General features: G+C 65.6%; 13 protein-coding genes and 1 pseudogene. 7 read left to right on the top strand and 7 right to left on the bottom strand.

The window, feature by feature from the left end:
* Positions 1-683 precede the first annotated feature (683 nt).
* Positions 684-4622 (bottom strand): trehalose-phosphatase, encoded by a 3939-nt coding sequence (otsB, locus tag AB0L63_RS23975; RefSeq protein WP_364505066.1) that lies wholly within the window; start codon positions 4620-4622, stop codon positions 684-686.
* A 486-nt stretch (positions 4623-5108) separates the two neighbouring features.
* On the opposite strand from otsB, the gene AB0L63_RS23970 reads away from it, so the two are divergent.
* The 3 genes and pseudogenes from AB0L63_RS23970 to AB0L63_RS23960 all read left to right on the top strand — a co-directional run bounded on the left by AB0L63_RS23970 (position 5109) and on the right by AB0L63_RS23960 (position 8867).
* Positions 5109-6080 (top strand): nitroreductase family protein, encoded by a 972-nt coding sequence (locus tag AB0L63_RS23970; protein ID WP_364504828.1) that lies wholly within the window; start codon positions 5109-5111, stop codon positions 6078-6080.
* 212 nt (positions 6081-6292) lie between these two features.
* Positions 6293-8138, top strand: a pseudogene (locus tag AB0L63_RS23965) (Tn3 family transposase); the annotation flags it as partial.
* A gap of 180 nt (positions 8139-8318) precedes the next feature.
* Complete coding sequence (locus AB0L63_RS23960) at positions 8319-8867, top strand: hypothetical protein (protein WP_364504826.1); 549 nt, start codon at positions 8319-8321, stop codon at positions 8865-8867.
* Here AB0L63_RS23960 and AB0L63_RS23955 read toward each other — a convergent pair.
* Positions 8855-9544: a TetR/AcrR family transcriptional regulator C-terminal domain-containing protein gene (locus tag AB0L63_RS23955; protein ID WP_364504824.1), complete on the bottom strand. Its 690-nt coding sequence runs from the start codon at positions 9542-9544 to the stop codon at positions 8855-8857. The two genes, AB0L63_RS23960 and AB0L63_RS23955, sit on opposite strands and share 13 nt — an antisense overlap.
* Positions 9545-9784: 240 nt before the next feature.
* Here AB0L63_RS23955 and AB0L63_RS23950 point away from each other — a divergent pair, with 240 nt between their 5' ends.
* From AB0L63_RS23950 to AB0L63_RS23935, 4 genes are all read left to right on the top strand, one after another.
* A complete protein-coding gene (locus tag AB0L63_RS23950; RefSeq protein WP_364504822.1) occupies positions 9785-10534 on the top strand; it encodes a recombinase family protein in 750 nt (249 codons plus the stop codon).
* Entirely contained in the window at positions 10489-10818 is a 330-nt protein-coding gene (locus AB0L63_RS23945; RefSeq protein ID WP_364504820.1) for a DUF1918 domain-containing protein, read from the top strand. Before AB0L63_RS23950 ends, AB0L63_RS23945 begins: the two co-directional genes overlap by 46 nt.
* 5 nt (positions 10819-10823) lie before the next feature.
* Positions 10824-11423 carry a hypothetical protein gene (locus tag AB0L63_RS23940; RefSeq protein ID WP_364504818.1) on the top strand — a complete coding sequence of 200 codons (600 nt, stop codon included), beginning with the start codon at positions 10824-10826 and terminating at the stop codon, positions 11421-11423.
* 550 nt (positions 11424-11973) lie between these two features.
* The gene (locus AB0L63_RS23935) at positions 11974-14760 is read left to right on the top strand and encodes a cation-transporting P-type ATPase (RefSeq protein ID WP_364504815.1); all 2787 of its coding nucleotides are present in this window, start codon (positions 11974-11976) and stop codon (positions 14758-14760) included.
* A 160-nt stretch (positions 14761-14920) separates the two neighbouring features.
* On the opposite strand, the gene AB0L63_RS23930 is transcribed toward AB0L63_RS23935, so the two are convergent.
* The 5 genes from AB0L63_RS23930 to AB0L63_RS23910 form a co-directional block, all read right to left on the bottom strand.
* On the bottom strand, positions 14921-15382 hold the full coding sequence (locus tag AB0L63_RS23930) for a DUF2267 domain-containing protein (RefSeq protein ID WP_364504813.1): 462 nt from the start codon (positions 15380-15382) through the stop codon (positions 14921-14923).
* Between the two features lie 622 nt (positions 15383-16004).
* On the bottom strand, positions 16005-17351 hold the full coding sequence (locus AB0L63_RS23925; RefSeq protein ID WP_364504811.1) for an alpha/beta family hydrolase: 1347 nt from the start codon (positions 17349-17351) through the stop codon (positions 16005-16007).
* A 29-nt stretch (positions 17352-17380) separates the two neighbouring features.
* Positions 17381-17764, bottom strand: coding sequence for a hypothetical protein (locus AB0L63_RS23920; RefSeq protein WP_364504809.1), 384 nt, complete (start codon positions 17762-17764; stop codon positions 17381-17383).
* Positions 17765-17806: 42 nt separating this feature from the next.
* Positions 17807-18169, bottom strand: coding sequence for a hypothetical protein (locus tag AB0L63_RS23915; protein ID WP_364504807.1), 363 nt, complete (start codon positions 18167-18169; stop codon positions 17807-17809).
* Between the two features lie 32 nt (positions 18170-18201).
* The gene (locus tag AB0L63_RS23910) at positions 18202-18621 is read right to left on the bottom strand and encodes an Hsp20/alpha crystallin family protein (protein ID WP_364504805.1); all 420 of its coding nucleotides are present in this window, start codon (positions 18619-18621) and stop codon (positions 18202-18204) included.
* Positions 18622-18891 lie beyond the last annotated feature (270 nt).

The following is an 18891-nucleotide window of genomic DNA, read 5'->3' as shown; positions in this document are numbered from 1 at the left end:
ATCGCAAACAACTGCGCTACCTGTTTCTAATACTCTAGCATCAGGTAGGCGTCGAATCCTGCGGAGATCCAACGCCCCCAGCTCGCCGAGGCGATTCCTCGATCAGAGGTATGCTCGCGGTTAACGGGGGTGGGCTTTTGGCCGCTGACAGCCCCTGTTGGCCTCGGAGTGTCCACGTGTTCAGGAGTCGCTGAATTTTACGCCACGAAATCCCTGTTTCTGCCTATGGGTGAGCCGGAAACGGCGCGCACGGGGAATGGCTATATGCAGGGATCTTATCGCTGGCTCGACAGCGAGTTCAGTGCTGACGGTTTGATCGGCGATACGCTGTACCCGCAGCAGGATCCGCCCCTCTCCAGCGTCATGACGCCCGTGTTCCGATCTTATTTCCGTACCTCTGTCCGGTAGACACCCCGAAGCACCCCTATGGGTCGGGCGCGAAGATCCGGAACGTATTGCCCTCCGATCCCGGCCGGGTCACTCGGCCCGATAAGGAAGGCTGCCGGTTTCGATCAGATACAGACTCCGACAGGTGAGGCTCCTCGACGGCGTGTCGGCGCACTGGCGACGTGTCGAGAGCAGGTGGTCAGGGGTGCCATCGTTGTCTCCGATATGGCGGTTGTCGAACACCAGGCATGCCCTCCGGATGCGCATCCGCAGCCGGCATTCGTGCGCTTCCAGGGCTATCGGCTATCGCTGTTGTAGATGCGAGGCCGTGCCGACTTCCGCTCCACCTGAAAGGTCCAGCCGGGCGCGAGTTGCTCGACATAGCCTCGGCATTCGATCTCGATCGGCGGCAGTTCGCCCGGCTCGGACCGCACTTCCACGCCCTCACCGCTGATCCGGATGGTCAGCCGGTGACCACGGTAGCTGATCGGGAACTCGAGCGAACCCAGGGATTGCGGCCAGTGCGGCGTGAATATCAACCGCCCGCCGCGGGTCTCCAGCCCCGTCAAACAGCGCTGCACCAGATCGATGCTGCCCGCCATCGCACCCAAGTGGATACCTTCCGCGGTCGTTCCGCCCTGGATGTCCCCGATATCGGACTCCAGGACACTGTCGAAGAACTCCATGGCGCGGTCACGGTTGGCGCGGGCCAGGACCCAGCTGTGTACGACACTGCTCAAGGTCGACCCGTGTGAGGTGCGGGCAAGGTAATAGTCGATGGTCCGCGGGATCATCTCCCCCGGCAGGTCGTATCCCAGCCGTTCCAGCAGTTCCCGGAGTTCGTCCGAGGACAGCAGATAGAACAGCATCAGCACGTCGGCCTGCTTCGCCGCCTGATACCGGTTGATGTCGTCGCCCTCGGCATCGAGGATCCGGTCCAGCCGCTGGATGTCAGCGTAGCGCTCCCGGTAGCGCTCCCAATCCAGTTCGGCCAGTTGGCCGTAGCCTTCGAATTGGCTGATGACGCCGTCGTGGAACGGCACATACATGCGGCGGCTGACCGCCGCCCAGTGCGCCGGCTCCGACGGTGCGACACCAAGGGTCTCCATCAGTTCGGCACGATCGCGCGGCGCGAGCAGCTCCAGCGCGTCGAGCGCCCGCAGAATCACCCAGACCGCCATGACGTTGGTGTAGGCATTGTCATCGATGCCTTCGTGCGGAGTTGCCGGATAGCCGGAATGGAATTCGTCCGGGCCGATCACGCCACGAATCCGGTAGCGGTCGCGGTCGGCGTCGTAGGTAGCTGTGCTCGCCCAGAACCGGGCGATCTCCACCAGCATTTCGGTGCCGTATTCGGTGAGGAATTCGCGGTCGCCGGTCGCCTGATAGTAATGCCAAACGTTGTACGCGATCGCGATGCCGATGTGCCTCGCCCGATAACTTGGATCGGGGTTCCAACGTCCGGACCGGGGGTTGAGATGCATCTGCTGGCTTTCCTCGCGACCGTCGCTGCCGGACTGCCACGGGAACATCGCACCTGCACAACCGTTTTCACTTGCGGCGCGGCGTGCTTCCGCCAGACGCCGGTAGCGGTACCGCAACAGCGATCGAGTCAGGGCAGGAAAGCGCAGATTCAACACCGGGAATACGAACAACTCATCCCAGAACACATGTCCGCGATAGGCCTCCCCATGCAGACCTCGCGCCGGGACACCCACGTCGAGGTCGGCCGTGTTGGGTGACAGCGTCTGCAACAGATGCAGCACGTGCAGACGCAGTATGCGCACCGCGTTCTCGCGGTCTTCGAGATCGATACGCAACCTGTCCCACAGGTGTTCCCACGCCGCTACGTGCCCCTCCAACAGATCCGTGAACCCGGGCTGGCAGCTCAGCCAGCGGACGGCCTCCTCCTCCGGAATGGAGGTCGCGTGGTCGCGCCCGGTGAAGACGGTGACGACTTTCTCCAGGGTCACCGCTGCCCCGGCGGTCATCGGAACGTCGATGTCGTGTCCGATCATGCCGTCCTGGTCGACGAGTTGTCCTGTGCCGGTGGTCGCTTTCCCGTCCCGGAGAATTCTGCTGCGGGCCGCCAACGCCACCGGAATCCGGGATCGACTGGTCTGTACGGCTAGCAATACCGAATCCGTAGACAGTTTCGTAGCGCGCAAGGGAGTGAGATGGTCACCGGACAGGGCTCGATAGCGTTCCACCAACGAGTTCCGTACATTGCTGTCGAGCGCCGAGCGGATCAACAGAAGTCCCGACCAGTTCTCGGCGACGATCGTCGTCTCCAGAGCGCATACGTGCGGCCGGTGCATGGCGGCGAACCGCCGCTGTGTGACCTCCGTGATCCGGCCCGCGGTGTCGCGGAATCGGAACCGGCGGGTGAGCACCGCTCGGCGCAGATCGAGTTCCTGTCGGTAGGCCAGCAATTCGGCGGTGTCGACATCGAACCATTCACCGTCCTCGATCCGGAACGACACCGGCAGCCAGTTCGGCAGGTTCACCAGGCTCTCGTTGTCCACCATGCGCCCCGAGAGCTTGTCGCTGCGACGGTCGTAGATTCCGGCGACGTAGGTGCCGGGATAGTGGTACTCGCCTGCCCGCGATTCGGGTGCGGCGCCGCGAGTGGCGAAGTAGCCGTTGCCCACCGTGCACAGTGCTTCGCGCAGTTTCTCGGTGTGCGGGTCGTACCCGTCGAAGACGAGTGTCCAGGCATCGGCCGCCTCCGAATCGGATTCGCGGCTGAGGGGCCCCGCCATCCGGTCGAGGATGTCGCGGACGCGACCGGGACTGTCTACCGCAAATCGCGCCGCCGTGCGCCGGTCCCCGTCCTCGGTGTGACGCACCACGATTCCGATGCCGTGCGATGCGACGGCATCGAAGGCATCCTCATCGGTGAGATCGTCGCCGAAATAGATCGGCAGTTCCGGGCCGGGCAGATGATCCAGGATCCAGTTCAGGGCCTGGCCTTTGTCCCAGTCCACATCCGGGCGTAACTCGGTGACCTTGCGGCCGTTGGTCACTCGCAGTCCGCCCTGCTGCGCGACCGCGTGCACCGCACCGATCGCCCGGCCGACGACGTCGGGAGTGGCGTTGCGATAGTGCATCGCGACGGCGAATCGCTTGTGCTCCACCCGAACTCCGGGAATATCGCCGAGCCGGCGGCCGAGTTCTTCGGCCGCGGCGGCAATCGCCTGTTCGGCGGCCGGTGCCGCATCATGTACGTGATAGCTGCCGTCCGGAGCGACCAGCTCGAAGCCGTGGCTTCCCGCGTACCAGACGCCCGCCAGCCCCACCCGATTCCGCAGATCAGTCAGGTCGCGACCGCTGATGATCGCGACCGGGCATAGACCGACGAGTTCGGTAATCGCCGCCGCTGCTCCGTCGACCAGGGTGGCGGTATCCGGGTCCGAAACGATCTCGGCGACCGTACCGTCGAAATCCATCAGTACGGCCGCGTTCTCGGTATCGAGCAGAGCGGAGATCCGGGGCCAGGACTCCAGCGCACCCGGAACCTCCGACATACACCGGAATCCTGCACGCACGCGGACCTCGGCCAGATCGGTGACCACCACATCGGCGCCATGGAAACGCAACTGGTCGGCGTGCCCGGTCCGGTCGATGCCGATGACCAGCGCGAACCCGCCCCGCCGGCCGGCGGTGACTCCGGCTTCGGCGTCTTCGACGACGACGGTCCGGCTCGGATCCGTACCCAGCCGCCGCGCGGCCTCGACCAGCATCGCCGGGTCGGGCTTTCCGGCCAGCCGCAGATCCTCGGCGACGATCCCGTCGATGCGCACCGCGAACAGATCGCCGATACCGGCCGCCTCGAGCACTTGGGCACAATGAGAGCTGGCCGAGAAGATCGCCGTAGCGAACCCTGCGTCACGCAACTCACGCACCAGCGCGACCGTCGACTCGAAAACCAGGACTCCTCTGCGGGCCAGCCGATCCTGGAACAGATGATCCTTACTATTGCCGAGACCGCAGACGGTGGCAGCGTTCTCCGGATCGGACGGGTCGCCCCAGGGCAGCGAAATTCCGCGCGCCGCAAGGAAATCTGCCACACCGCTGTAGTGGGGTTTACCGTCCACGAAACGCTGGTAATCCGCCTCGGTGAACGGTGAGCGGTCCTGGCCCGGCCCGGCGACGCGTTCGGCGAGAAACGCGTCGAACAGTTCGGTCCACGCGGCGGCATGTATCGACGCGGTGTCGGTGACCACCCCGTCCATATCGAAGATCACCGCGTCGTGTAGGCGTGCATCGATCACTGGCGCAGGCTGTCCGCTTGCTCTCACCAGTTCAGCCTGGGGCGATCCATCCCCCTGATCAAGGGCCGGAAGTCCCGGCGAGTGACTGTCTGTCGTCGCCGCGGGCCGGCGCACCGTCATCGTCCGGTTCCCCGAACCGACCCGCCGCATCCATCTGGTTTCCGATTGAGCCGGGCGCGTTCTTGCTCCTTGGGAAAGTCGCGTCACTGCTGGGGCGACATCGATATCTGAAAATCGCCACCACTAAAAGGCGATAGGCACCGATCATAAGGTCGAAAGACCTGGTCGCGGGACCAAATTCCCCTATTCGGCGACCAGGTACGCGACAGAAAGTGGGATCACCACCTGTCGATCGAAGGAGCTGTCGCCATAGTCATGGCGTTGATGGTCATCGTGACCACGTATCTGTAAGCCAAGAAGTCATAGCCACGAGATAAGGAAGAGGCAATGGCGCAAGCGCATCCCGATCCCGATACCCTGCGATCTGCGCTGACACTGGCCGTGCGCGCACCATCGGTTCACAACACCCAGCCATGGCAATGGCGCGTCGGCGACCGCACGATGCACCTGTACGCCGACGAGACTCGGCAGTTGCCGCTGGCCGACCCGGATCGGCGAGATCTGCTGCTCAGCTGTGGAGCGGCGCTGCATCACTTCCGCGCCGCAGCACGGTCGTTCGGTTGGCACACGGTGGTGCACCGGCTCCCGAATCCGGCCGAGCCGCAACACCTCGCGTCCATCGAATTCACCGCGACCACGCCGACCGCCGACGTCATCGCGGTGGCCAGAGCGATTACCCATCGCCGCACCGATCGGCGGCACGTCACCTCATGGGAGGTCCCGCCGACGCATACCGCGCACATCATCGAGGCGGGGGCCGCCGAGGGTGCGCTGGTCCATGAGATCGCGGGCGGCGCCACTCGGACGCGGCTGGTACAGGCCTTTCGGGAGGCCGCCCGCCTGCATCGCGAGGACGCCAGATATCAGACCGAACTCGCGCTGTGGAGCGGGCGGCATGTCACTCCGGAGGGCGTACCCGCCGGTAGCGCTGTCACCGCAACGGATCCACTGACCCGCGAGTTCCGTAGTCCCGAGCTGACCGAAGCGGTGCTCCGCGATCTCGATGAACGTGGCGTGCTCCTGTTGGTGCACACCGCCGCCGACGATCCGCTGTCCCGGTTGCGCGCGGGCGAGGCCACCAGTGCGGTGCTGTTGGCCGCCACCACATTCGGGTTGGCCACGTGCCCGCTCACCGAGCCGCTCGAACTGCCGGGCACTCGCGACTTGGTGCGCGCGGATGTCCTCTCCGACAGCGGTTTTCCACAACTTATCGTTCGAATCGGCTGGGCCGCGACAAGCGCCCCAGCGGTGCCACTCACCCCGCGACGCCCGCTGGATGACGTGGTGCGACCGCTGTAGGCGATATCCCGACGGAACAGCCGGCATGTCACCGACCATCCGAACCGCGGGGTCGACCAAGCGCTATGGCGATAACTCGGCGCTGTCCGACGGCCGAGCAATATTTGAGTTATCTTGCGAACCTGCGCGGCCGGTCGACCAGAAGGTGCGCGACCGCCTCGCCGAACGGGGTTCCGGTAGTAGTCGCCGAAAATACAACGAAGTTCGGGATGCTGCGGCAGTCCACCCCGGCGGTGTTGTCAACGGTGCGGTTCGCCGGCGGCACCGCGGCCACCGAGCTGCTGATCGCGGTCAATATGCTGCGCGAGCTCAACGCCACCGGCGGCCGGAAGGTCTTCGACGATGCACCGACCGGGTTCGTACCCACCAAATGGCGCGGCTACCTCGACGAAGCCCGAAAGTCGGGCAGCGCGACCGCCTACCGGCACTATTGGGAGCTGTGCGTACTCCTCGGCCTGCGGGACGGCTTGCGCAGCGGCGATGTGTACGTGCCAGGCTCGCGCCGCTACGCCGACCCGGCCGCCTACCTGCTCACGCCCGAGCAGTGGGAGCCCCAACGCGCCGAATTCTGCCGCCTGGTCGGCAAATCCGCCGATCCGGCCCACGCGCTGGCCAGTGCCACCGACGAACTGTACGAGGCTCTGGGTGAGCTGGAGAAAGTCCTGGCCGAGGGCGACGGCCCTGTCCATCTCGACGAGGACGGCGATCTGGTGATCTCACCGTTGACCGCCGAAGACGTCCCGGAGGAGGCGAAGGCGCTCAAGGCGGAACTGACCGAGATGCTGCCGTTCGCGCCGATCGTGTCGCTGCTGATCGAGTTGGATAAGCGCACCGGCTACCTGGACTGCTTCACCCACGCCTCCGGCAAGCAATCCAGCGGTCCCGAGCTGAAACGCAACCTGATCGCGGTCCTTCTGGCCTACTCCACCAACCTCGGTCTGACCAGGATGGCCGAGGCCTCCGGGATCTCCTACGACATCCTCGCCTGGACCTCCGAGTGGTATGTGCGGGAGGAGACGCTGCGCGCGGCGAATACGGCGCTCATCGGCTACCACCAAAGCCTGCCGCTCACAGCGATTTTCGGGGCGGGAACGCTGTCCTCCAGCGATGGTCAAAGGTTCCCCACTCGCGGCAAGTCGATCACCGCCAGGGCCCTGAGCCGCTACTTCGCCAACGAAGGGCTCAGCACCTACACCCACGTCACCGACCAGCACGCCACCTACGGCACCAAGGTCATCGTCGCCACCAGGCGCGAAGCCCACTACGTGCTCGACGAAATCCTCGGCAACGCAACCGATCTGCCGATCACCGAACATGCGACCGACACCCACGGCGTCACGCTGGTCAACTTCGGGCTATTCGATCTACTCGGGATGCAGCTCTCCCCGCGTATCCGAGACCTGGGCCGTATCACCTTGTACCGGCCGGCGCCGCGCTGCCGATGCAGAATCCCGATTCCCTCACACCCGGGCCACTGCTGACACGGAAGCTGAATCTGGATCTGATCGCCGAGCACTACGACGACCTGCTCCGGCTGGCCGGATCGCTGAAGTTCGGGCACGCCACCGCGTCGCTGCTGGTCGGCAAGCTGTCCGCGTCCGGGCGGCAGAACGCCTTGGCCGCGGCGCTGAAAGAATGCGGAGCGCTGCGCATAACGATCTATGCCGCGAAGTACCTGTCGGATCCAGACTATCGGCGCAAGATCTCGCGCCAGCTCAACAAGGGTGAGTCCCTGCACGCCCTGCGCCGCGACCTCCTTTACGCCCACGAAGGCATGATCCGCGCCCGGCATCTGGAGTCCCAAACCGAACAGGCATGGTGTTTGACCTTGGCCACCAACGCCGTGATCGCCTGGACCACAGAATATTACGGGCTGGCGGTGGAACAGATGCGCCGTGAAGGGCGGCGCATCGACGACGAGGTACTCGCGCACGTCTCGCCCGCGCACAGCGAGAACATCAACTTTTCGGCGCGATCGAGGTCGACATCGACGCCGAACTCGCCCAACTCGGACCGACCGGTTACCGGCCGTTGCGAGTCCGCGACACCCTCTTCTGATCACGCCTACATCTGGGTTGGCGTCATCCTCGAACATCCAGGATGCCGACTACTGGACGGTCAGTGCCGACGGAGGAGGGCGATCTCCGATTGCTGGTGGGTGGATGTTTGTGTTGAACAAAGATAAAAACCCAGTTAGGCTGGATTTTATCTTAGTTCAAATCTATGTGAGGAGACGCTGTGCCGATCCCCGTGGCTCTCGCCGGCCTGTTGCAGTTGCTGTTGGCCGGGATGTTCGTGGTCATGCTTGTCGCCTACCGGCCCGCTGGGCCTCGCGCTCAGCGGGCCGTGGACGCCGAGGCGGCGCGGCAAGGTGTAGACCCGCAGGTGCTCGGCGAGCACGGGGTCCGGTTGGAAGAAGGCCGGTGGGGGTTCGTCGTGGGCTATGCGATCGCCGCCGTGCTCACGGTGCTGGCTGCACTCAATCTGACCGGTAGCGAGATCGGGCGGGTATCGACCTGGGTGGTGCAGCCGCTGGTGTTCCTCGGCGTCGGTTACGTGACCACGATCCAGGTGTTCGCCATTCCGAAGACCGTGTCCGCGTTCGCCAAGCTCGACGATCCGCGAGCGCGGGGCCTCGATATTCGTGCCGTGCTGCGAGCCGCGGCCGCCGCGTTGCCGTCCTGGTATCGACCGGCGACGGTGCTGCGGTGGCTGCTCGCGACAGCGGGTTCATTGTTCGTGATCGGCGCGCTCACGCTACCTGCCGCTGCCGGTTACTTCTCCTGAGCGGCGGCCAGACGGGATTGCAGTCCATCGAGCACGGTGAGCAGGCCGAATTCGAAACCGGTGCTGCCGGGCAGGGTTTCGACCGCGTCCGGTGCCGACGAGTCGAGACGGGCCCGTAGCCGGGGGAACTGCGCAGCGGCTTCGGTGACGTAGGCGAGCGCATCGGGTTGGCGCGAACCTGCGTCGCCACCGTCGCGCCGCACCCGCGCCTCCCACGCCCGCTCGGCGGCCGAGCCCTGCGCCGCGCCGATCACAAACATCAGCAGGGTCGCTGCGGCGCGGTCCGCGTCGGCACCGACGAAACCCGCGCCCTCGAATACCTCCAAACCGCATTCGTCGAAACGCGCTTTGCCCGGCCCGTAGATCACATGGGTGCTCATGGCCGCCAGCAACCAGAAATGGCGGCCGATCATCTCGTGCACCTCGCGCGCCAAGGTCGCTGCCGCCGAACGCCAATCGGTGGTCGCAGGATCCGTCAACTCGATCTCGTGCCACACCAAGTCCGCGGCCAATGTAACCAGCTCGTTCTTGTTCTTGACGTAGTAGTACATGGCCGTCGATGCCACGCCCAGCTGGGTGCCGAGACGTCGCACGTTCAGCCCGGCCACTCCCTCGGCATCGAGCACCTCCACTGCGGCCCGCACGACCTGCTCCTTGGTCAATGTCTCTCGCGGCACACCGCCACAGTACCCAGAGTCGACTCCAGTTTCAGATACCGATCAGACCGCAGGACAACGGTGTCGTCGGATCCTGCTGTACACCGCAAATGTCGTACACACCGCATTGTGGGGTGGATCAAAAACGTTCATTCACGAGACATACTCGGCCGCAGCAGGTTTCCGCAGGCCAGGTTTGTAAAGGTTGCCGTGTACGCGGCAACGTCAACCTGTCGGGGGTTCGCAATACACTTCCGGGCCATGCGAATCGGCTACGGACGCGTCTCCACCCGCGACCAACGCCCCGAAGCCCAACACGGCGCACTCACCGCCGCCGGATGCCAACAGATCTTCCTCGACAAGGCCTCCGGCAAACTCGCCTCCCGCCCCGAGCTCAGCAAGGCGCTACTGGTCGCCAACCGACCAGAAGACCAACTGGTGGTGACCAAACTCGACCGGCTCGGCCGCTCTCTCGAGCACCTGATCGAGCTGTCCAAGACCTTGCAGGACCGCGGTGTGGACCTGGTGGTCCTCGATCAGGGCATCGACACCCGCGCCCGCGGACGCACCGGCGGCCAGAAACCCAAACTCGGACCACGGCAGGTCGAACTGGCCCGGCAGATGTACGACGAACTCGACGAACACGGCAAGCGCCGCTACACCGTCGGCCAGATCGCCGCCGAGTTCGGCGTCACCCGACCCACCATCTACCGGCACTCGACAAGCCAACCCCGTAGCCTCGCCGCACCGCAGCTGACCAGGCGCTACGAGAACTTCATTGGATTTTCGGCGACTACTACCGGAACCCCCGAACACGCCAGGTTGGAGACCTCGGCCGGTCGCCGGGGTGGTGGTCCGCCGCGGAGCAGCCGCACCAGCTGTCGCGATTCTCAGGGGCCAACGGCTGTGGAGTCGGTGCCATTCGGTCCTGTCGCCGCCTCGTGCGACGGCGTGATGATTGACATATGTTCGGTGGTCCGGTCATGCACGCACAACCAGGAGACTGGCTGATCGTCGAGGGCGGTGCCAATCGCGGCCCGACTCGGCGCGGCCTCATCGAGGAGGTGCATTCACGCGATGGTTCGCCGCCCTATTTGGTGCATTGGTCCGATACCGGGCATCGAGCACTGACCTTCCCCGGTCCCGACGCCTATGTGCTGAGCAGTGCGCAGCTGCGCGAGCGGGAGCAGCGCGCCGCGGCCCGCTTCACGGCACTGCGGCGTGAGCTCCCGCATCCGGCCATCTCAGCGGAATCGACGTCCGAGCTCGACACCACGACACAGGGTAGGAGGTGATCGAGATGTCGGAGTATCCGTCCTTGCCGACGCGCTTGTGGCGGCGACGACCGTGGCGCACCAGTTCGCTGATGCGGGTATCCGACCGAGTCGAGGTACTGGTGTGGCTGTTCGCGATCATTGTCATGCTCGTCGCGGTGCCGGTCGCGGGTGCGGCGGGTACCGCGGGCTACACCGCTGCCGCGAGCCGGATCCGGGTCGAGAACGCGGCGAAAGTCGCTGTGCCCGCGACGATCACGACGAAGCCCGAACCGATCGTCACCGTCGACGCCTACGGAACGACCACCGAACGATTTGACGCGACCGTGCGTTGGGATCAGAATGGCCGCACCGGTACGACGACCACCGAGGTACCCGACAAGTCCACGCCGGGCGATTTGGTACGAGTGTGGCTGGACGGCAGTGGCAAGGTGACCACCCCGCCGGTGCGCACTATCAACGCCGCCGACAGTGGCATCGGCATCGGTATGACGGTGCTCGGCGCAATCTGGAGTGGCGCAATCCTTTTGGGCTACGGAACCGGCCGGTTACTGCGGGTGTGCCACTGCGCGGCGTTGGAACGGGAATGGCGCGGAATGAGCCGCCCGGTCGGACAGGACTCGTGACGAACGCCCACCACAGCCCGATCGGCGGCTGCCGCGATAGGTGCCTGTCATGACCGGATCACCCCCGGCGGGTCGTATGCAGGGACCGCACCGCAACCAACCGTTGCGCGAGTTGCTGCGCCACGCGTTAGAACGACCGAAGCAGACCCGTGCCGGTCTGCGCATTGTTGCTGGTCGTACTGGTCAACAATACGAAGCCGCGTGAAAGAGCCTGCGGCGCAACCATATTCGGGCGCGCCAATCACGCAGGCCGCCCAGTAGCCGCACCGTCGGTCGCCGCACGCCGATGCGGTGATCGACCGAGAACGGACGGTGGATATGAGTACCGCTGTCTCGGTTGGGCCGGTGACGAACACCGTGACGGGCGTGATGACGATAGCCAGGATGCCCGACCAGGGTCGTTCTGGCTGATCTACACCTCATGCTGTCGGTGGGACCGTGGTGAGGGCCGGTGGTCCCTGGATCCGAGGGCAAGCGGCTATCGCAGACAGATCATGTGCTCGCGCAGACTGGGTGGCGGGAGCTGGTAGCGACGATAGTGGGGTGGTCGATGTCGGACGATGTTGGCGACGACGGCGGCGCCACCAACGGCGGTGTCGAGGTCGAGCCGGGTATTCGGTTGGATCCGACCGAACGGGTGGATCTGCTGTTGCGTGATCTGCGTAGTTCCCGGTCGGGGTTGACTGCTCGTGAAGCCGAACGGCGGTTGATCCACGTCGGACCGAACCGGCTGCAACGGCGGGGTGGCCGGAGATGGCCGCGGGAGCTGTTGCGGCAGTTCACCCATCCCCTGGCGCTGTTGCTGTGGGCGGCGGCCGGGTTGGCGTGGGCGGTGGGCATCGTGCCGGTGGCGATCGCGATCGTGGCGGTGATCGTGATCAACGCCGCGTTCGCGTTCGTGCAGGAACAACAGGCCGAGAAGGCGGTAGAGGCGCTCGCCGCGTATTTGCCGATGCGGGCGACGGTAGTGCGGGACGGGGCCGTCGGCGACATCGAGGCCACGCAGTTGGTGCCCGGCGACGTGCTTGTCATCAGCGAAGGCGACCGGATCTCGGCGGATGCACGCCTGCTCGACGGCGGTATCGAGGTGGATGTGTCGGCGCTGACCGGGGAATCGATACCGGTGTTCCGCGCGGCTGAGCTGGTCGACACTCATGTCCCGTTGCTGCAGGCGCGGGATCTGGTGTTCAGCGGCACTACCTGTACCGAGGGCGAAGCCCGCGCGGCCGTCTACGCCACCGGCATGCACACCGAGCTTGGCCGCATCGCGGCCCTATCGGAACGGGTAGAACGTGAGGAGAGCCCCCTCGAGCACCAAGTGCGGCGAGTGGCCTGGCTGATCGCAGGGGTGTCGGTGCTGCTCGGCGCGGCGTTCATCCCGGTCGCGACCCTGGCGGCGGGGCTGTCGTTCCTCAACGCGGTCGTCTTCGCTGTCGGCTTGCTGGTCGGTAACGTGCCCGAGGGGTTGTTGCCGGTAATCACGTTGGCGCTGGCGATCGGGGTGCGTGACCTGGCGGGTCGCGGCGCGGTCATGAAACGGCTCAGCGCGGTGGAGACCCTCGGCTCCACCGACGTGATCTGCACCGACAAGACCGGCACGCTCACCGAGAACAGGATCCGAGCCACCCTGGCCCGCACTGCGACCGGAGCCCACGACCTGACCGCGACCATGCTGTCGTCCGCGGATGTGACCGTCGCTCGCCTGGCCGCTGCGATGAGCGCCTGCAACAACGCGCGCAGCGCCGCTGCCGGGCAAACCGCTGCCGGTGACCCCACCGAGATCGCGATGCTCGACGCCGCCGCAGCACTCGGTATCCAGCTGGATCCGGATCTGCGGCAGCGGCGGCGGCGCCGGCAGTTCCACTTCGATCCGGGCCGCAAACGCATGTCCACCCTCGACCAGGACGACACCGGCCGTCTGTGGGTGCACGCCAAAGGCGCCCCGGAAACGATGCTGCCATTGTGTACCACTGAACTCGGGCCCTATGCCGACCTGCAACCGCTCACCCCGGGGCGCCGGCGCATGCTGGCTCAACAAGTCGACGGTCTGGCCCGCCGAGGCTTGCGCGTGCTGGCCGTCGCCGAACGCGGCATCGACCCCGCCACACCATTGCCACAGAGCAGCGAGCAAGCCGAGCGGGATATGACCCTGCTCGGGCTGGTGGCCATGGTTGACCCGCCGCGTCGGGAGGTCACCGATGCTGTCGCCGCCTGCCACTCCGCCGGCATCCGCATCATCGTCATCACCGGCGACCACGGCCTCACCGCATCCGCTGTGGCCGCACAGGTCGGCATTACCCGCGGTCAGCCCGTCGTCGTGACCGGTGCACAACTGGACCGGATGAGCGAGGTCGACCTCGACAAGCTTCTCGACAGCGACGCCGAGCTGATCTTCGCCCGCTCCTCACCGGAAGCGAAACTCCGCATCGCCGACGCCTTGCGCGACACCGGGCACGTCGTGGCGATGACCGGCGACGGCGTCAACGACGCCCCGGCCTTGCGGCGCGCCGATATCGGCATTGCCATGGGCCGCGCCGGCACCGACGTCGCGCGGGAAGCCGCCACCATGGTGCTCACCGATGACAACTTCGCCACCATCACCGCCGCCGTGCAGGCCGGACGCCGCGTCTACGACAACATCCGCAAATTCATCTTCTACATCTTCGCCCACGCCACTCCCGAGATCACCCCGTTCATGGTGTTCGCGCTCACCGGCGGCGCCGTCCCGCTGCCGCTGACCGTGCTGCAACTGCTCGCCTTCGATGTCGGCACTGAAACCCTGCCCGCCCTCGCGCTCGGCCGCGAACCCGCCGAACCCGGCGTCATGCGCAAACCACCCCGCCCCCGCACCGAACCGGTTATCCGTGCCCCCATGCTGCTCCGCGCCTGGCTGTTCCTCGGCGTCATCTGCGCGGCACTGGCAATGGCCGGATTCTTCTACGTGCTCCTGGGGGCAGGATGGCATCCCGGCGACACCACCGGCCCCGGACAACCGCTACACCACGCCTACCAGCAGGCCACCACCATGACCTTCCTCGGCATGGTCGCAGGCCAGATCGGCACCGCCTTCGCCGCCCGCACCGAGCACGCCTCCCTCCGCTCGATCGGCGTCTTCTCCAACCCCCTGCTGCTGTGGGGCATCGTCTTCGAACTCACGCTCACCGCTGCCATCATCTACCTGCCACCCCTACAAACCGCACTCGGCACCGCCGCCCTCACCCCCGGCATGCTCGCCTTCACCGCCCCCTATCCGATCATCGTCTGGGCTGCCGACGAACTGCGCAGATGGCTGCTGCGGCACACGAACCAACCCAACCACACTGCCGCCGGCGCATAGTCACACAACCGAGACCCGCCGCTTCCACGAAAAAGTTCATCGGCGCTTGCAGGCAGCTGGGTCGGTGCTGGCCTGCCATGGCACGGTACGACATCCTTCGCGCCACCTTGCAGGGAAATCCCTCGCATCACAATATTTCTCGGCTCTAGGACGACGGCGTTCACATCTCATCGACCGTGTCCTCGTCGAAGGGGCCGGTATTCACGCCGAACAGCAGGTTGCGCAGGTCGGCTGGGAAGACGGCCGCGACGTGATCCAACTGGCCGGGTGAACAGAGGTCGCGCAGTGCGTCGGTGACGAGCCAGGCCAGACCAGCGGCTTCGTCCTCGGTTACGCCCGCTTCCGCGGCGAACTGCTCGATGAACTCCGAGACACGGTGTGAGACTGGCACTTTGGTGGGTATCCAGCCCTCGAAGAAGATTCCACGCAGCAGTTCGGGCAGTTGTGCGCTCAGATGCGCGGCACCAGGTATCTCGAGCCGGTCGCGCACGGTGTGCAGCCAGGCGCGAGTTACTCGACAGGCGAAGGCGCGGTCCTCGGTCGCCAGATCCTCGGCAATGCGGCGCAGCCATACATGCGCGGTCTGCACGGCAGGAGCGAATGGGTCAGCGGAGTTCGACATCGTTGCCACCTAGTCGGGATGTACAGCCAGCACCGGGCAATACGCGTGCTGCAACCAGCGAGATGGCGAGACCGACGGTCACCACGGCCAATACGACTGCGTACCACGGAAGATACCGACTGTGCACGGGATCGGCCTTTCTCTCGGACCAACCTCGACTCTCCGCTCTCGCACCAGCGGCTGAAACGGGAAGAGGTTGTCCGGAACGGCTCCGAATGGCCTCCCTTCGACCGTCAAAGGTCCCTACTGCTACGAACACGGGTATCGCAGAATCGACTCCATTGCAATACGGATGACCGCGGACCGACCGCCGGGCTCGAAGGAAAGGAATCGCTGAGATATGAACCTCATGCAGATGCTGTGTCGCTGGATGTGCAGCCTGATGGGCGGCTGCCCCATGATGGGCGGTATGGTCTAACACCCGAAGATGGGCAATCCCGTTGAGGGAGTTCTGAATCAAACCCGGGCACCGCGCACCTTTCTCGCGCCGTGCGCTAATTCGCGGGCCGATACCGTGCGCGGCGCGCGACGGAGCAGCCTCAGTTGGCTTGCGACAACCCGGACAAACTGCCCGGGTGCTACCGCACAACGACCAGACCGCTGGCAGCGTGATAGCGCGCGTCTACGGCGTTTCGGCTCCGGACCGGTGCTCGGCGGCGATGGGGCCCAGTTGGGCTACGAACCAGTCGCGGGCCAGTTCGGCGACTTTCTCCAAGGCGCCTGGTTCGGCGAACAGGTGGGTGGCGCCGGGTACGACGGCGAGTGCGGCTTCGCACGACATCGCCGCTTGCGCAAGCTGATTGAGTTCCAGCACGACGGTGTCGTGGCCGCCGACGATCAGCAGTGTGGGTGCCTGGACATCGGCCAGCCGGTCACCCGCCAGGTCTGGTCGGCCACCACGGGACACCACCGCGTCGATCTCGACCTGCGCATCGGCCGCCGCCGACAGTGCCGCACCCGCCCCGGTGCTGGCCCCGAAGTAACCGATCCGCAAACCGGCGACGTATTGCTGGCGCGTCAGCCATGTGGTGACCTCGACCAGCCGTCGCGCCAGCAGATCGATATCGAAGACCCGGGCCCGGTCGACCTCCTCCTCCAGAGTGAGCAGGTCGAACAGAAATGTGCCCAGTCCCGCCTGGTTGAGCACGCTCGCCACATAACGATTGCGGGGACTGTGCCTGCTGCTGCCACTGCCGTGTGCGAAGACAACCATTCCTATCGGCTGCTCGGGAATGGTGAGATGTCCGACGAGTTCGACCTTTCCGGCGATGACCCGCACCTCGTCGTCGCGCAGCGGTGGGTCGTCCGCCGGAGCCGACAGCGGACCGGGGGCATTCTGGGCCGCGCGGCGCAGCAGGTCGGTGACCTTCCGGTCGGAGGTCTGACCGAAGCGGTAATACCACTGCCCGACCGCGTGGAACCAGGACGGCTGCTCGAGGCAGATCACCTCGTCGGCCTCCTTCGACAGCTCGGCCAGCGTGTCCCGCGCGCCGACGGGGACGGCGAGCACGATCCGGGCCGCGCCCGCTGCTCGCACCACCTGACAGGCGGCGCGGGCGGTGGCGCCGGTAGCGACACCATCGTCGACGATGATCGCGGTCCGTCCCGCGAGGGGAATTCGCGCGTTTTCATCCCGGTACCGTTCGACCCGACGTAGAAGTTCTTCGCGCTCACGGCTTTCCACAGCCGACATCTCCGCGTCGGTGAGCCCAGTCCCCTTGACGACGGATTCGTTGAGCACACGGACACCGGCCTCGCCGATGGCGCCGAACGCCCACTCCGGCTGATATGGAACCCCGAGCTTGCGCACCACGATCACATCGAGCGGAGCGCCCAGCGTGCGCGCGACTTCGAATGCGACCGGAACGCCGCCGCGCGGCAAACCGAGTACCACAGGGTCGGCAGCCTGCAACTGTCGCAGGCGCGCCGCGAGTTGTCGGCCGGCGTCGGCTCGATCGAGAAATACCATCGTTCACCTCCTGACAGGTCATCGACCGATCAGGTCAGTTGGATCGTGCGCTGATGCGCGTCGACGGCGCGTCGCAGCTCAGCTCTGGACAATTCGTGCATGCCGCACTCGCAGTAGGCGGGGACCGTGTCCTCGGTGAGCGGATCGCCATCGAGCAGGTCGGTGTAGGCGGTGCCGTGCGTGCTCGCGTGGTGTGGCTCGTCGACGAAGTCCCGGTGACCGTGCGCGTGTGGGCCGACCGACGACACGTAGACCGCACCCAAAGGCGTGTCGAAAACGGTTGCGACATGGTGACTTCGACCGCAGCGCACACGTACCACGGTGTGCTCGTCGCGGTCTGGACCGAGTTCGTCCACGGCACGCCGGGCCCGGAGTTGGCGTTGCGCCGGGCTCAGATCAGCGGGGTGGCTCATAGTTTTTCTCCTAAACGTGCTGCATTCGGGATACGGCCGGTTTCATATCGGATCGCCGTTCACCGCGGGTCCCTCGGAGGCCGGTTCGCAGCCGCGGGCAAGCGCGAATAGGCGGGCGCGGTACTCATCGCGGCCGATCCGTCCGCTCAGCAGGGCGGCGAGCAGCACGTTCTCGGCGTCCAGGGCGACCCACACCTGGGCCGGATCGGCCCATTCGGTTGTCGGCGGTGCTTGCGACCGCGGCGGAGCATCAGTCTGCGGTGGCGCATCAGCGGCGATGACCGACCGTCCGGGCGATCGGGTGTGCCAACCGCACGATTCGGTGCGGCCGAGCACGTCCAGCCACCAGGACACCAGCACCACCAGTGCCGCGTACAGCAAACCAGCCACCAGGCCCGCGATCATCGCCCGGCCCTCCCGGGATTCGTCGGCTTCGGCTACTCGCCCGGTTTCACTTCGATCCGCTTGGCGCTCTCCTTGGTCTGGCCCATCGGAATGCTGATCGTGAGGATGCCCTTGGCGTAGGTGGCCTCGATGCCTTCGCCTTCGGCGCCGGGCGGCAGCGTCACCGTGCGGTAGAACGAACCGTAGTTGAACTCCGAACGGCCCTTCTCCACATGCTTTTCGGAGCGTTCCGCCTTGATCGTCAGCTGCCGCTCCTGTACGGACACCTCGACATCTTTCGCCGGATCGATGCCGGGGATCTCCGCGCGCACGATGTAGTGGCCGTCCTCGACGGTGTCCTCCACACGCAGCAGGTGAGTACCGAACAGTGCCAGCCCGGGCGGGGTAAAGGCGTTCCAGAGATCGTTGAGATCCGGCAGCAGAGACGTGCGATGCACGGGAAGTCGGCTCATGATTCCTCCTCGTGGAACGAACTACTGGGTACCGTCCATTCCACTTCAGACCCGGATCACGGAAATAGAGCATCGAGTAGTCGTCGCAGCGGACCGCCTGTCCCACCGCGAGTGACCAAAGTCCCTTGGCCGCTCCAAGTCGAGGTTCGGCATGCCGGTTCGGCCGGGCGCGGCGTTACGTGGCCTTGTCGACGAGTCGGATGCCGGTGACGATGGCGGGCTCGATTTCGATGACGGTATCGGTCGCCTGGTCTACCCAGGGGTGTAGCA

It is taken from the genome of Nocardia sp. NPDC051990, assembly GCF_040680755.1.
GTDB lineage: Bacteria > Actinomycetota > Actinomycetes > Mycobacteriales > Mycobacteriaceae > Nocardia.
Note: the sequence above shows the minus strand (reverse complement) of the source record. Positions and strands in the feature narration are given on the sequence as shown.